The 13,161-nt window shown below is 68.0% G+C and carries 12 protein-coding genes and 1 riboswitch; of the genes, 7 read left to right on the top strand and 5 right to left on the bottom strand.

Annotated elements, in window-relative coordinates:
• Window positions 1-82: 82 nt before the first annotated feature.
• Both AC5RVZ_RS23520 and AC5RVZ_RS23515 read right to left on the bottom strand, forming a co-directional pair.
• Window positions 83-1,051 (bottom strand): type IV toxin-antitoxin system AbiEi family antitoxin domain-containing protein, encoded by a 969-nt coding sequence (locus AC5RVZ_RS23520; protein WP_494068057.1) that lies wholly within the window; start codon window positions 1,049-1,051, stop codon window positions 83-85.
• Between the two features lie 174 nt (window positions 1,052-1,225).
• On the bottom strand, window positions 1,226-1,867 hold the full coding sequence (locus AC5RVZ_RS23515; protein WP_494068056.1) for a VOC family protein: 642 nt from the start codon (window positions 1,865-1,867) through the stop codon (window positions 1,226-1,228).
• A gap of 226 nt (window positions 1,868-2,093) precedes the next feature.
• A riboswitch (SAM riboswitch) is annotated at window positions 2,094-2,208 on the top strand.
• A 67-nt stretch (window positions 2,209-2,275) separates the two neighbouring features.
• On the opposite strand from AC5RVZ_RS23515, the gene AC5RVZ_RS23510 reads away from it, so the two are divergent.
• Together AC5RVZ_RS23510 and metX are read left to right on the top strand one after the other, a co-directional pair.
• Window positions 2,276-3,601 (top strand): bifunctional o-acetylhomoserine/o-acetylserine sulfhydrylase, encoded by a 1,326-nt coding sequence (locus AC5RVZ_RS23510; protein ID WP_493977670.1) that lies wholly within the window; start codon window positions 2,276-2,278, stop codon window positions 3,599-3,601.
• An 80-nt stretch (window positions 3,602-3,681) separates the two neighbouring features.
• Window positions 3,682-4,752 carry a homoserine O-acetyltransferase MetX gene (gene metX / locus AC5RVZ_RS23505; RefSeq protein ID WP_494068287.1) on the top strand — a complete coding sequence of 357 codons (1,071 nt, stop codon included), beginning with the start codon at window positions 3,682-3,684 and terminating at the stop codon, window positions 4,750-4,752.
• Between the two features lie 95 nt (window positions 4,753-4,847).
• On the opposite strand, the gene AC5RVZ_RS23500 is transcribed toward metX, so the two are convergent.
• Together AC5RVZ_RS23500 and AC5RVZ_RS23495 are read right to left on the bottom strand one after the other, a co-directional pair.
• The gene (locus AC5RVZ_RS23500) at window positions 4,848-6,011 is read right to left on the bottom strand and encodes a winged helix DNA-binding domain-containing protein (RefSeq protein ID WP_494068055.1); all 1,164 of its coding nucleotides are present in this window, start codon (window positions 6,009-6,011) and stop codon (window positions 4,848-4,850) included.
• A gap of 12 nt (window positions 6,012-6,023) precedes the next feature.
• A complete protein-coding gene (locus AC5RVZ_RS23495; protein ID WP_494068286.1) occupies window positions 6,024-6,857 on the bottom strand; it encodes an SGNH/GDSL hydrolase family protein in 834 nt (277 codons plus the stop codon).
• 163 nt (window positions 6,858-7,020) lie between these two features.
• Here AC5RVZ_RS23495 and AC5RVZ_RS23490 point away from each other — a divergent pair, with 163 nt between their 5' ends.
• Both AC5RVZ_RS23490 and AC5RVZ_RS23485 read left to right on the top strand, forming a co-directional pair.
• A complete protein-coding gene (locus AC5RVZ_RS23490) occupies window positions 7,021-8,085 on the top strand; it encodes an alpha/beta fold hydrolase (RefSeq protein WP_494068054.1) in 1,065 nt (354 codons plus the stop codon).
• Window positions 8,086-8,231: 146 nt separating this feature from the next.
• Entirely contained in the window at window positions 8,232-8,882 is a 651-nt protein-coding gene (locus AC5RVZ_RS23485; protein WP_494068053.1) for an alpha/beta hydrolase, read from the top strand.
• Window positions 8,883-8,900: 18 nt separating this feature from the next.
• Here the strand turns inward: AC5RVZ_RS23485 and AC5RVZ_RS23480 are convergent, their stop codons facing one another.
• The gene (locus AC5RVZ_RS23480) at window positions 8,901-9,128 is read right to left on the bottom strand and encodes an RNA-binding S4 domain-containing protein (RefSeq protein WP_494068052.1); all 228 of its coding nucleotides are present in this window, start codon (window positions 9,126-9,128) and stop codon (window positions 8,901-8,903) included.
• 185 nt (window positions 9,129-9,313) lie between these two features.
• On the opposite strand from AC5RVZ_RS23480, the gene AC5RVZ_RS23475 reads away from it, so the two are divergent.
• From AC5RVZ_RS23475 to AC5RVZ_RS23465, 3 genes are all read left to right on the top strand, one after another.
• The gene (locus AC5RVZ_RS23475) at window positions 9,314-10,702 is read left to right on the top strand and encodes a glycine--tRNA ligase (protein ID WP_494068051.1); all 1,389 of its coding nucleotides are present in this window, start codon (window positions 9,314-9,316) and stop codon (window positions 10,700-10,702) included.
• Between the two features lie 85 nt (window positions 10,703-10,787).
• Window positions 10,788-11,696 (top strand): GNAT family N-acetyltransferase, encoded by a 909-nt coding sequence (locus AC5RVZ_RS23470; RefSeq protein WP_494068050.1) that lies wholly within the window; start codon window positions 10,788-10,790, stop codon window positions 11,694-11,696.
• Window positions 11,697-11,699: 3 nt separating this feature from the next.
• The gene (locus AC5RVZ_RS23465; RefSeq protein WP_494068049.1) at window positions 11,700-13,094 is read left to right on the top strand and encodes a YibE/F family protein; all 1,395 of its coding nucleotides are present in this window, start codon (window positions 11,700-11,702) and stop codon (window positions 13,092-13,094) included.
• Window positions 13,095-13,161 lie beyond the last annotated feature (67 nt).

The following is a 13,161-nucleotide window of genomic DNA, read 5'->3' as shown; positions in this document are numbered from 1 at the left end:
CCGGCTATTTCCTGAAGCCAGTGCCCAAACCGGAACAACGGCTCGCCCCGCAAGCAGGAGTGGTGCGTGGAAGAATTGACCGCTACATGCCCGTCCACGAGTTGTTCCACCTATCCTGGGGAAGGCCCGCCATGGAAAGGGACCGGACGATGCCCGGTGAAGTCTTGGTACTGGTGGGCTGAAGCGCGTCCCACATCCAGCGAACCATTCCCGCCCCGGTGGCCCAAATGCGGTCCTCCCGCCTTTTTTCCGCCTCCACTACGTCGGCGGGACTACGGCTCCGAAGGTACTCGTTTCGGGAGTATTTCCCTGCACCATCAAATTCGCCGGCAAGACGGAATTGTTCCCAGTAGAAGTCGACGATGCCAACACGGACTCCCTGCGAATCGAAGACAGGGTACTGCAGCAACGGCTCTGGGAAGTGGTTCAGGTACATCAGAGCCCGGGAGTAGGATTCGCCTGGTGACTGCGAGGCAGGATTGGCGAAGGCGAGAACCCGTTTCACCCGGGTGGACACTCCTGGTTGCAGAGAATCGGCTAGATCAAGAATATGACTGGCACTCAGGGCGGGAAGGCCGAGGTGGCGGTCCACGCGAAGCGCATGGTCCATTGCCGGAACCGCCTCAGCGAAGGAACAGTGCGCCGCCAAATCGACAACGGTTTGTGCCCGGGAAGTCATCAGGTAGTGGGCGCGGTTAACAAGGGGTTCCAAGAGCTCCCTGCGATGCCATCGGATTCCGCCACGAGATCGACCATGCGTGCCGTTGTAAGCGAGTAAGTCCACGTCCAGAGAGCGGCCCATTACCGGAAGCCCCCACATCGCCGCCGCAGAGCGTTGGATAAGGACTCTTGCTGTGCGTCCGCTGCCGACAGCGGCCTCTATGTGCAGGCGCTGCTGTTCCCACCAGGGCAACCGGGCGTATTCCCCGGCGGCCGCATACACGCCGCGCCGCACTCGGACCAATCGCCCTTCCGCAGCTTGTCGCGCGACGTCCCGGCGTCCTGAACCTGCTGTCTCCAGGTCCCTCACATAGATCAGTTTCACGTCCATGCGGACCAGCCTCGGCGACCTGGTGCCGGTCGGACACGGTGGGACGAGCCATATGGAAAACCTTGGCACTGCAGGACGATCTGGAGGGCTTGACCACTCAAAAGCTCCGTTTCGGGCGTCTGCTCCTTCTATAAAGTGGAGCGGACGCCCGAAACGGAGCGATGCCGCAAGGACTTACAGTTCGACGATCCCGTTGGCGGTTTCGAAGCGGACGGACAGGATGCCCGGCGTACCGTTCGGCGCCGACCATGCGACCTTGACGTCGTCCAGCAGGCCGTCGACCGGGGTGCCCAGCCAGTCCGCCACCCGGTCGGAAGAGCCGGCGATGGTCAGGCCGATCAGCTTGACCGTGGCGGGGCGGGCGTTGGACGGGTGCAGCGATTCGGTGCCGTCATCCCAGCGCAACATGTAGGGCACCTGCGGGTCGGCGATGAGGCCCTTGATCCCGATCTGCTGCCAGCTCAGTTCCTGCCCATCCGGGAACTTGCGGTTGCCGGGAACCGCGTGGCGGCCCAGCCGTTCTTCGAACGGGGTCAGGTCGTCGACCGCCACGCACCAGCCCATCCAGCCGCCGCCGGCTTCCGACCGCGCCCGCACTGCCTGGCCAAAGGGGGCTTTGTCGGAAGCGGGGTGGTCGAGCACCTCCACCACCTCCAGGTAATGGTGGCCGGTGAGGGGGAAGATCATATTGCGGGTGCCGAAGCGAGGGTGAACCCCGCCCTTGACGGCGTCGATGCCCAGGGCTTGGGCGATCCGCTCTGAGGTGGCAGCCAGACCGTCGGGTTCAGCAGCATAAGAAACATGGTCGAAGCGCATGGCATTATCTTGGCACTTTGTGAACCCGCTCTCGACTTAGGGTGACCTAAGTCACTCAGCTTGCGGCTCGTGCAAGGCGCGCCGTTCCCGGCAGCAATTCCGCCGTGCCCGACACGCCCCGGCAGCTTGACGTGCGGACGGTCGGACAGACCGCCCGGAGCTGGGTGCCCAGTCATAAGGTGTCATATTGTTGCGGCCGCCGGCCTGTCTGCGGAGACTGGAGGCAGGTCATGAGTGCCAGCGCAAAACCCCGGTTTGCTGGCCGGCAACCCTCCAACCGCGGTGGGGTGCCCCGGGTGAAGACCAGGCAGCCGCCACAAGGCGGTGCGCAAGCGCGGGTCACACCCGGGACAGACATGCCGGCACGGCCGGATCCCGGATGGCCCCTTCCAGTGAAGGAGTTGCACCATGTCCAATGCCGATTGGTCCTTTGAAACCCGTCAGATCCACGCAGGGCAGGAGCCGGACGCCGCCACGGGCGCCCGCGCACTGCCGATCTACCAGACCACCTCGTTCGTGTTCCCCAGCGCGCAGAGCGCGGCCGACCGGTTCGCCCTGTCCGAACTGGCGCCCATCTACACCAGGATCGGCAATCCCACCCAGGAAGCGGTCGAGACCCGGATCGCCAACCTGGAGGGCGGCGTCGGCGCCCTGCTGCTTGCTTCGGGCCAGGCCGCGTCGACGTTCTCTATCCTCAACCTGGCCGAGGCCGGCGACCATATCGTGGCCAGCCCCAGCCTGTACGGCGGCACCTACAACCTGCTGCGCACCACGCTGCCCAAGTTCGGCATCGAGGTCACCTTCGTCGAGGATCCGGACAACCTGCAGCAGTGGCGCGATGCCGTCAAGCCGAATACCAAGGCGTTCTTCGGCGAGGTCGTTTCCAACCCGCGCCAGGACGTGCTGGACCTGGAGTCGGTCAGCGCCATAGCCCACGAAAACGGCGTGCCGCTGATCGTGGACAACACCTTGTCTACCCCGTACCTGATCCGCCCGATCGAGTGGGGGGCCGACATCGTGCTCCACTCGGCCACCAAGTACCTCGGCGGCCACGGGACGGCGATCGGCGGCGTGATCGTTGATGCCGGAACGTTCGATTTCGCCGCCGACCCGGAGAAGTTCCCCGGGTTTAACACGCCGGACGACACCTACAACGGGCTGGTCTTCGCCCGCGACCTCGGCGTCAACGGCGCTTTGGGCGCCAACCTGGCCTACATCCTCAAGGCCCGGGTGCAGTTGCTGCGCGACCTGGGGTCCGCCATCTCGCCGTTCAATGCGTTCCTGATTGCCCAGGGGCTGGAGACGCTGAGCCTGCGCGTGGAGCGGCATGTGGCCAACGCGCAGAAGGTGGCCGAATTCCTGGAAGAGCACGACGACGTTGCCTCCGTCGCATACCTCGGCCTGCCCTCCAGCCCCTGGTACGAGCGCGGCCGCAAGTACGGCCCGAAGGGGACCGGCGCCATCGTCGCGTTCGAAATCAAGGGCGGCATCGAGGCCGGCAAGCGCTTTGTGGACGGCCTTGAACTGCACTCGCACGTGGCCAACCTGGGCGATGTGCGCTCGCTGGTGATCCACCCGGCGTCGACCACCCATGCCCAGCTCTCGGCCGCGGAGCGGGTCGCGGCCGGGGTGACCGACGGTCTGGTCCGCCTGTCGGTGGGCATCGAGAACGTCAACGACATCATTGCCGACCTGGAGGCCGGTTTCCGCGCCGCCAAGGGCGCGGACGACTAGGCAAGCAGGTAGAGCGCAGCGTGACGATAGTGCAACCGCAGGAACTGGTGGAACAGGCGACCGACGGCATCCTGCGCCGGATGCCGGTTGGTGCGCTGGAGTTGGAAGCCGGCGGCTATCTGCCCGAGGTGGTCCTCGGCTTTGAAACCTGGGGCACCTTGAATGCGGACGCGTCCAACGCCGTCCTGATTCAGCACGCCCTGACCGGCAGTACGCATGTGGCACGCGGCTACTCCGACGAGGACGGCTGGTGGGATGATCTCGTGGGCCCCGGTGCCACGATCGACACGGAGCGCTATTTCGTAGTGGCCGCCAACATGATTGGCGGCTGCTACGGTTCCACCGGTCCCTCGTCGCCGGCGCCGGACGGGACGCCGTGGGGGTCACGCTTCCCGTTCGTCACGATCCGCGATTCGGTCCGGGCCGAGGCACGGCTGGCCGACGCGCTGGGCATCCGGCGCTGGCACACGGTGCTCGGCGGGTCGATGGGCGGCGCCCGCGCGCTTGAATGGGCGGCGACGTTCCCGGAGCGCACCGCCCGGTGCGCCGTCCTGTCGTGCGGCGCCGCGAGCACCGCCGAGCAGATTGCCTTCGCGCAGGCGCAGGTCGCGGCCATCCGGCTGGACCCGCACTTCGCCGGCGGCGACTATTACGGGGGTCCCGCGCCCGAGGCGGGTCTGGGTATCGCCCGGCGCATCGCGCACATCAACTACCGCTCGGAGCCGGAGCTGGAGTACAGGTTCAGCCGCAAGCCGCAGGCGGAGGAGCAGCCGTACGGCGGCATCACGCCGTCCGCCCGTGGCCGCTATGCCGTGGAGAGCTACCTAGATTACCAGGCGGACAAGCTCGTCGCGCGCTTCGACGCCAACAGCTACATCCTGCTCACCGAGGCCCTCATCAGCCACGACGTTGCCCGGGGCCGGGGCTCGCTGGAGCAGTCGCTGGGCGGCCTCACCGACACGCAGTTCTTCGTCGCCGCGGTGGATTCCGATCGCCTGTACTTCCCGGAACAGTCGCGGCAGCTGGCCGAGGCGTTGCCCGGGGCAGTCAAGGTCCACACCATCGAAACGCCGCTGGGCCACGACGGTTTCCTGACCGATATCCACCAGCTGCACGAGGCCCTGACCGACGCGTTCTTCGCGCCCGCCTGACCTCCCGCCTGCGTGTCGGCGGCCCGAGTACGACGCCGGTGCGCGCCGTCCGCGCGGAGTCCCACCGCTGCGCCCTAGCAGGTAGAGCGGAGCGGTCAGGCCAGGTAGAGCGATACCGGCCGCCGCAGGAAGGCCGCGTAGCGCTCCACCGCGACGCCCACGGCCTGCCGCTCAGGCTCGGTGAAGACCCGCTGCGGTTTGAGCCGCAGCTCGGCGGAGCCGGGCCGGAGGACGTGTCTCCAGTTGCCGGCCATCCGTCCGTCCAGCAGCAGCACGTGGATCGGCACCTCGCCGCCCAACGCCGCCGGCGCACTGCCGCCCAGGTAGCCGCGGGTCTTGGTGTAACCCATGACGTATTCGTCGTAACACTGGATCAGGTCAGCCCGCGGGTGTCCGTCGTCCGCCGCAGCGACGCCGCCGATCGTCCCGGCGGCGGGGGAGTACCAGAGCTGTTGCCCCTCGGTTTCGAACCGTTCCAGTCCGTCACCGCCCCCGGATTCGAGGCCGCGCTTCAGGTCCGCCTGGGGCAGTTTGGACCAGTCGGAACAGTCCTTTAAGGTCGCCGGTCCGCGGCTGGTGAAGTAGCGCCCGGTCAGTTGGGCCAGCGCCGCGTCGCGGTCGAAGTCCGCGCCCAGCGGCGGCACCCGCTCGTCGAAGGCCGCGTACGTCTGCTGCACGGCGCCGGACGCGGCCGTCCGCGGAGGCCCGTTCACCAGCACCCGGTCCATTTCGGCATGGAACACCAGATGCCCCAGCCGCTGCCCGCGCAGCGTCGCTCCGTTCAGCCTCGCGCCGTCGTCCTTGAGCAGCGCCGCTTGGGCGAGCCGGGCGGCGAGCTCGTCCCGGGTCAGGTGCCGGCCTCCGGCGACGGCCGCGGCCAGCACGTCGTTGCTGCGCGCCACCGTTGCCTCATCCAGGCCCAGCTGCCGGTCCCGGCCCTTGTTCCCTGCCTTGAGGCGGGGGCCGGAGAGCAGCATCAGCCAGCGCAGGTCCTCGGCGGCCACAAAGTGCCAGGTGGGCCGCAGGACATGCGTGCGCAGGATGCGCCCGCCGACGATCGCCGCATCCACCTCCGCAGCGTTGTCCCGTGCAGGTCCGCCGCAGCGCTGGGCCAGCGACCAGCGGGCATAGGCATATTCCTGGGACTGGAAGGCTAGCAGCCAGCGCAAGGCGGCGGCGGCGTCGTCCCCGGGGCTGTCCCACAGCCGCTGTGCCCGCAGCCGGTGACGGCGGATCTCCTGGGGACTCGGCTGCCGCACCGGCTGCTCCTGTTACCCGGCGGCGCCGGGAGGCATGCCCGGACCGAAGAAGGGGTCGGCGGCCGGCCGCTTGGGCAGGATCCCGTCGCCGGAGGACTGTTGACGGACCCGGCGCAGGACCCACGGGACCAGGTGCTGGCGTGCCCACACCAGGTCCTCGGTGCGGGCGGTGCGCCAGTTCTTGGGCGGCAGCGGTTTGGGCGCCTCGGGCTGCAGCGAATGCTCCACGTTGAGGGCGTCCAGGACCATGGCGGCGATGGTGTGGTGCCCCAGCGGGGAGAAATGCAGCCTGTCCGGTGCCCACATCTGCGGTGCCTTCAGCTGGCGCAGCGCCCACATGTCGGCCACGACGGCGTTATGGCGGGCCGCCACCGTGCGCAGGTTCTCGTTGTAGATGGCGGCCTTGCCGCGGACACTGCCGATGACGGGCGTATCGCCGATGTCGGGCGCGGTAAACAGGACGATGGTGGCTCCCGACGCTGCCAGCCGCGTGACGGCGCGATCGAACTTCTCGGCCAAGGCGTCCGGGTCGCCTCCCGGCCGGATCACATCATTGCCGCCCGCGCAGATCGAGATGAGGTCCGGCTGCAGGGCCAGGGCCGGTTCGACCTGTTCATCGATGATCTGCTGCAGCAGACGGCCGCGGATCGCGAGGTTGGCATAGGCGAAGTCATGGTGGCCGCGGGCGAGTTCCTCGGCCACGCGGTCGGCCCATCCGCGGTGTCCGCCCGGGCTCCCGGGGTCCGGGTCGCCGATGCCTTCAGTGAACGAATCACCCAGGGCCACGAAACGGCTCCAGGGATGGCGGGCCGCGGCGACGGACGCTTGTGTTTCGGAAAGGGACAAGTTACTCACAGGTACATTGTCCCAAGAAGCCGCGGGGGACGCACAGGCAGGCGTGACCTAATACCTGAATCACGTTTCAGAAAGTAATGGTCAGCGCCCGATTTCCCCGCTACTGTGTGCTTGACGCGGCCAACGGCGGCCGCCTCGACCTCGAGGAGCTGAGATGGAATTGCTGGCGGGAATCGTGGCGCGGCGCGTGCCGACGGAGCGGCTGACGGTGAACATCCTCGAGCGCGACGGCGACCGGCCCGACGGCATCCCGGTGGTTTTGGTGCATGGGAATGTTTCCTCCGCGCTGTTCTGGCAGGAGGCGATGCAGGCGCTGCCGGCCGACTACCGCGTGCTCGCGGTGGACCTGCGGGGTTTCGGCCGCACGGACCCGGCGCCGGTGGACGCCGGCCGCGGGCTGCGTGACTTTTCCGACGACCTTCAGGCCACGTTGGACACCCTGCAACTGGGCCCCTTGCACCTGGTCGGCTGGAGCATGGGCGGCGGCGTGGCGATGCAATACGCGCTGGAGCGTCCGGTCCGCAGCCTGACGCTGCAGGCTCCGGTCTCGCCGTACGGGTTCGGCGGGACGGCGGGACCGGAGGGACGGAGGCTCACCGAGGATGACGCCGGCACCGGTGGCGGGGGAGCCAACCCCGACTTCGTGGCGCGGTTGCAAGCCGGGGACACCAGTGACGACGCGCCTGCCTCGCCGCTGTCGGTGTACCGCTCGACCTATGTGCACGCCGGGTTCCAATCGCCCTACGAACGCATTTGGGTCGAATCGATGCTCAGCACCAAGACCGGCCCCGACAACTATCCGGGCGATTCCGTCCCCTCGCCGAACTGGCCCGGCTTCGCTCCCGGACGCAGGGGGGTGCTGAACACGATGGCGCCGGGGGTCTTCGACGCCAGCGGCATTTTCGACCTGGCAGACAAGCCGGACATCCTCTGGATCCACGGCGACAGCGATGCGATCGTCTCCGATGCTTCATTCTTCGACCTGAACTGCCTCGGAAAGGCCGGCCTGGTGCCCGGCTGGCCGGGGGAGGACGCGGCCCCGCTGCAGCCGATGGTCGCGCAGACCCGGGCGGTGCTGGAAAAGTATGCGGCCAACGGCGGGCGCTTCACCGAGGTGCTGCTCGAAAACTGCGGACATTCGCCGCACGTGGAGTATCCGGAACGGTTCGTCGCCGAGCTGACGGCGCACATCGAAGCAAGCGGTTCGTCGCCGAGCTGACGGCGCACCTCGAACGGAGCGGCGGGGCCGGGTAGCCCGCAGCGGCAGGGTTCCGAGCACCGGGCCGCTGCCCGGGGTTGGGAGATCCGACACCTTAAGAAGCTTTAACTTTCAAGCAATGGTCTTTTTGTGCCATCATGGAACGCATGACTGAAACTGCTTATCAGCCCGTCGTTGCCTGGTCCAAACCCGAACAGGAGCGGGCGGGGACGCCCCTGCTGGTGCTCTTCCACGGCTACGGATCCCACGAGCAGGACCTGATGGGCCTGGTGCCCGGGCTGCCGGAGGAATTCACCGTGGCGGCGGTGCGCGCGCCGGTGGCGATGGGACCCGGCTTTACCTGGTTCCCCCTGATGCACGAGCCGGACTTTTCCGTGGACAAGGTCACGAAGGCCGTCAGTGACGTGGTGTCCTGGCTGGACGGAGTCAAGGACCAGCACAGCAGCGTTTCGGTGCTGGGCTTTTCCATGGGCATGGCGGTAGCCACCTCGGTGCTGCGGCACCGCCCGGAGGAAATTGCCGCAGTGGTCGGCCTGTCCGGATTCGCCGTGCCGGCAGCGGGCAACGATTTCTTCCGCGACGATGCGGTCAAGGCGATCCAACCCCCGCTCTTCTGGGGCCGGGACCAGGCGGACCAGGTCATCACCCCGGACAAGATCGAGTTCACCCACGCCTGGACGAACGAGCATGTGGACCTGACCAAGGTCCTCTACCCCGGCATCGGCCACGGCATCAACGCCCAGGAACTGGCGCATGTGAAGGAGTTCCTGACCTACAAGGTGCTGCAGGGGAAGTAGCAAACGGCCCCGTGCGGGTCAGCCGCGGCTGACCCGCACCGTGTGGCCGTTGCAGCTGACCGTATCCCCGGCGTGCAGCTGCCGGCCGCGGCGCGTTTCGATGTCGCCGTTGACCTGGACCAGTCCGTTCTCGACGAACTCCTTGGCCTGGATCCCGTCGTCGGCCAGGTTGGCCAGCTTCAGCAGCTGGCCCAGCCGGATCATTTCGTCGCGGATCGGCACGTCATGCATTTCGTCGGAAGCCATGGAACCATCATGCCTGATGCCTGCCGATGGATCCGCGCGGTTCGGGTTCGGGTTCCCGTTTTCGGTAGGCTAACGTTGTAGCTTCGCTATGCGCCGATCCGTACCTGCAGCAGCCGGGCGGATCTGTGCCATGACAACCCTCGGACCGCACCCAGCGGCCCTGGAGAGATACGGAGAACCACCTCATGGCAGCAGCCAAATCAGCCCTCGATTCGATCATTTCGCTGGCCAAGCGCCGCGGCTTCGTGTTCCAGGCTGGTGAGATTTACGGTGGATCCCGCTCCGCATGGGACTACGGGCCGCTCGGCGTCGAGCTGAAGGAAAACATCAAGCGCCAGTGGTGGCAGACGATGGTCCGCGGCCGCGACGACGTGGTCGGACTGGATTCGTCGGTCATTCTGCCGCGCCAGGTCTGGGAAGCGTCCGGCCACGTGGACGTCTTTTCCGACCCGCTGGTGGAGTGCCTCAACTGTCACAAGCGCTACCGCGCCGACCACCTCGAAGAAGAGTACGAGGAGAAAAAGGGCCGCGCCCCGGAAAACGGGCTGAAGGACGTCGCCTGCGTCAACTGCGGCACCAAGGGCGAGTGGACCGAACCCCAGGAATTCTCCGGCCTGCTCAAGACCTTCCTGGGCCCGGTCGCCCAGGAAGAAGGCATGCACTACCTGCGCCCGGAGACCGCGCAGGGCATCTTCGTGAACTTCAACAATGTCCTGACCACCTCGCGGAAGAAGCCGCCGTTTGGCATCGGCCAGATCGGCAAGAGCTTCCGCAATGAGATCACCCCGGGCAACTTCATCTTCCGCACCCGCGAGTTCGAGCAGATGGAGATGGAATTCTTCGTGGAGCCCGGGACGGACGAAGAGTGGCACCGGTACTGGATCGACGCCCGGCTGCAGTGGTACGTGGACCTGGGCATCAAACGCGACAACCTCCGCCTCTTCGAGCACCCGCTGGACAAGCTGAGCCATTACTCCAAGGGCACCACCGACGTCGAATACCGCTTCGGCTTCCAGGGCTCGGAGTGGGGCGAGCTGGAAGGCATCGCCAACCGGACGGACTTTGACCTGTCCACCCACTCCAAGCATTCCGGCACCGACCTGAGCTACTTCAACCAGGCCACCAACGAGCGCTACACCCCGTACGTGATCGAGCCGGCCGCCGGGCTCACGCGGTCCTTCATGGCCTTTTTGGTGGACGCTTATACCGAGGACGAGGCGCCGAACGCCAAGGGCGGCGTGGACAAGCGCACGGTGCTGCGGCTGGACCCGCGCTTGGCCCCGGTCAAGGCCGCCGTGCTGCCGCTGTCCCGCAACGAGGACCTCTCGCCCAAGGCCAAGGAGCTGGGGGAGGCGCTGCGCAAGACCTGGAACATCGACTTCGACGACGCCGGTGCCATCGGCCGCCGCTACCGCCGCCAGGACGAGATCGGCACGCCGTTCTGCATCACGGTGGACTTCGACACGCTCGAGGACCAGGCGGTGACCATCCGTGAACGCGACTCGATGGCGCAGGAACGGGTCTCCCTGGACAAGGTCGAAGGATATCTGGCAGCCCGCCTGATCGGAGCCTGACCCGGCCGCGGACCGTGCGTCCGCGGCCGCTGCGGCAACCGTCCGGCCGCCCGACCAGGGCAGCGCACCCCCCTAAAGGAGAACCATGGCCCAGCTGACCTACCGTGACTGGCGCGAGGACGATGACCTGGCCCTGCTGGAGATCTGGGGCGACCCGGAAACCGGCCAGGCCGGTCACTTCCGTGCCATGCTCCGCCCGTCCGCCGACCAGCCGTGGTCGCGGTGCATCGTGGCCGAGGACCAGGGGATAGCCGTTGCCGCCGGCACGGTCTACGAGACCAGCCTGCATCCGGACCGGCTGTGGGTGTACGTCGAGGTTGCCCGCGACCACCGCGGCGCCGGGGTTGCCCGTGACCTGCTGGCACGGCTCCGCGCCGAGGCCGAGCACGCGCCGTCGGGCGTGCGGAAGCTGCGGGCGAAGGTGGAGCCGGACACCCCCGGCGCCGCCTTCGCCCGGGCCGCCGGCCTGGCCCAGATCCAGAGTTCGCGCGTGGTGCTGGTCTCGCCCGGCGCGCTGCCGCTGCCGGACCTCGGGGAGACCGGTCCGCAGCTGGAGGAGGCAGCCACCGGGTCGGTGGAACTGACCCGGGCCGTGGCCGACTTCTACAACTCGGTGCACGTGTGGGACCGGGCGGACATGACCGTGGGACGTGCCCAGCAGATGCTGCTCAGCGAGAGCGCGGGGGCCGGCGGCGCGGTGGTGCTGCGCAGCGCGCCCAAGTCCGACGGCGGAACCATCCAGGCCTTCGCCGTCAGCTACACGCACGAGCGCACGGATGCCCCGGCCGACGTGCTGATGGGATACGACACCGCGCTGCCGGCCGAGGACGCCCAGGCCGCGGTGCGGGCGCTGCTGGCCATGCTGGTGGCGCAGTACCCGGTGCAGCTGGAGGTGGACGACTCGATGACTGCAGTGCTGGCCGTCCTGCAGCCGCTGCTGGACTCCGGTCTCGCGCGCCAGTTGGGTCCGGAAACCTCCATCGTCAGCGACTGACGGATGGGGCACAGCCACAGTCACGGAACCTCCACGCCCGGAGCCGCCGCCCTCGCCGCCCGGCGGCGAGCCAACCTGCTCCTGGCGGCCATCCTGCTGCCGGTCACCGTCCTGACCCTGGTGGGCATGATCCTGCTCTGGCCCTCCGGGGACGGAGCAGGAGCCAACGTCCCCGATCCCTATGCCGCGGCGCCCGGGGTGACCTTCGACGTCGGCACCGTGCAGCGGGTGGAGCTGGAAGACTGCCCCACCTCGCAGGCGGCGGTGGACGCCGGCATGGAGGCGCAGGAGTGCCTGGTCGCCTACACCCAGCCCGACGCCGGCGGCTCACCGCTGCCCGTGGAGATCACGCCGGAGATCGCGGCCTCGCGCGGCGTCGAGGCCGGCGACACCATCCGCTACCTGAATCTTTCCGGCGTCATGGGCGGGCAGGAGGGGGCCTACGTCTTCGTGGACTTCGTGCGCAGCGTCCCCATGGTGCTGCTGGCCGTGCTCTACGCCCTGGTCGTGGTGGCCGTGGCCCGCTGGCGCGGCTTCCGCGCGATGCTGGGGCTGGCGGGCGGTTTCCTGGTCCTGGCGCAGTTCATCCTGCCGGGCCTCATGGAAGGCAAGCCGCCGCTGCTGCTGGCGCTGATCGGCTCGGTCGTCATCATGGTGGGGGTGCTCTACTTCGCGCACGGATTCTCGGCCCGCACGTCCACCGCGTTGCTGGGCACCCTGTTCGGCCTCGGCGTGACCGCCCTGCTGGCGGCCTGGGCCACCGACGCCGCCTACCTGACCGGCGTGGACGACGACTACACCTACCAGCTGATCAACCTGGGCGGCAGCCTCTCCGTCTCCGGGCTGATCATGTGCGGGCTGATCATCTCCGGCCTGGGCGTGCTCAACGATGTCACCATCACCCAGTCCTCCGCGGTGTGGGAGATGTACGAACTGGCTCCCGGTGCCTCTGCCAGGCGCCTGTTCACCGGGGCCATGCGCGTGGGACGGGACCACATCGCCTCCACCGTCTACACCATTGCCTTCGCCTACGCCGGCGCGTCCCTTCCGGTACTGATCCTGGTGTCGCTGCACGACCGGCCGCTGTTCGCCACGTTGACCAGCGGGGAACTGGCCGAGGAGATTGTGCGCACCCTGGTCGGATCCATCGGCCTGGTCCTGGCTATCCCGATCACCACGTTGATCGCGGTGCTGGTGGTCAAGGCCACCGGCATCCGCGGCCCGGCGGCGGCGGGGGAGCGGTCAGGCCCCCGGCACCTCATGGCCGGAGCCGCAGCGGATGCTGACGCGGGGGTACGGGGGCCCGGAGCGGCCGCCGCGGCCGCCGACGCCGGGGTGCGGGACCCCGGGGCGGAAGCCCCGGCCGGCCACGGCAGGCCCGGCGACCCGAGCGGCTAGACTGCACACAGTGGCGCCGCGCCCGCGCAGGTGCCGAAAGAACCATCACCGTCGTCGGGAGGAGTGC

The organism is Arthrobacter sp. Cza30 (genome assembly GCF_059090765.1).
The sequence above is the reverse complement of the archived record's forward strand: the minus strand, read 5'-3'. Positions and strand labels throughout refer to the sequence as shown.

Bases quoted from the DNA above. Each gene is read 5' to 3' on its own strand.
- metX (WP_494068287.1), top strand. From the start codon at position 3,682: ATGCCGGTTGGTGCGCTGGAGTTGGAAGCCGGCGGCTATCTGCCCGAG.
- AC5RVZ_RS23520 (WP_494068057.1), bottom strand. From the start codon at position 1,051: ATGGACGTGAAACTGATCTATGTGAGGGACCTGGAGACAGCAGGTTCA.
- AC5RVZ_RS23510 (WP_493977670.1), top strand. From the start codon at position 2,276: ATGTCCAATGCCGATTGGTCCTTTGAAACCCGTCAGATCCACGCAGGG.
- AC5RVZ_RS23490 (WP_494068054.1), top strand. From the start codon at position 7,021: ATGGAATTGCTGGCGGGAATCGTGGCGCGGCGCGTGCCGACGGAGCGG.
- AC5RVZ_RS23475 (WP_494068051.1), top strand. From the start codon at position 9,314: ATGGCAGCAGCCAAATCAGCCCTCGATTCGATCATTTCGCTGGCCAAG.
- AC5RVZ_RS23515 (WP_494068056.1), bottom strand. From the start codon at position 1,867: ATGCGCTTCGACCATGTTTCTTATGCTGCTGAACCCGACGGTCTGGCT.
- AC5RVZ_RS23480 (WP_494068052.1), bottom strand. From the start codon at position 9,128: ATGGCTTCCGACGAAATGCATGACGTGCCGATCCGCGACGAAATGATC.
- AC5RVZ_RS23465 (WP_494068049.1), top strand. From the start codon at position 11,700: ATGGGGCACAGCCACAGTCACGGAACCTCCACGCCCGGAGCCGCCGCC.
- AC5RVZ_RS23485 (WP_494068053.1), top strand. From the start codon at position 8,232: ATGACTGAAACTGCTTATCAGCCCGTCGTTGCCTGGTCCAAACCCGAA.
- AC5RVZ_RS23470 (WP_494068050.1), top strand. From the start codon at position 10,788: ATGGCCCAGCTGACCTACCGTGACTGGCGCGAGGACGATGACCTGGCC.